A 530-nucleotide genomic window follows, 5' to 3' on the forward strand; every position below is an offset into this window, starting at 1 on the left:
TTTCAAAGCGTGCTTCTTTTGGCAAAGCCGGTTTTAAGTTTTCAATCACAGATTCAAACTTATAACAGTGTGGGCAGTAAAACGAAAAAAACTCTGTAACGGTTGGTTTAGTCGCTTTCTCAACGTCCAACACTTTGTAGTGTTTACCTTCTTCAAATTGAGCAGCGTGAGCGCTGAAAGCCAGTAAAAGTGTGCTGCATAGTGCAAGTAATTTCTTCATTGTTTGTTTTCCTTCGGGCACAACAGTGCCGTTTTAAATATAGCTAAGAGCCAGCTAGTGCTGGAGATAAATAAAGAAGAAATCAAACAATCGGAGGTCGGTAAGGCTTATAAATCACAACCACGGCTTTTTCAGTAGGAGGCTTATCAATAAGCGCCAAGCTGTAAGGCAGTAGCATCAAGCCATTTTGCGACAAAGTCGTGGGAATTTTCACAATGCAAGAAGAGCTGCAACTGGTGTGCGACTTTTGCCCTTTTTCCATCATGTGTTCTTTGTGGTGCGGCTCAACACAATCTGTATTTACGCCGAG

2 pseudogenes are annotated in these 530 nt (G+C 42.1%); both read right to left on the reverse strand.

The window, feature by feature from the left end:
* Positions 1–220, reverse strand: a pseudogene (locus R8N47_RS28090) (thiol:disulfide interchange protein DsbA/DsbL); the annotation flags it as partial.
* An 82-nt stretch (positions 221–302) separates the two neighbouring features.
* Positions 303–530 (reverse strand): annotated as a pseudogene (locus R8N47_RS28095) (hypothetical protein); the annotation flags it as partial.

The organism is Vibrio sp. 2132-1, assembly GCF_033344315.1.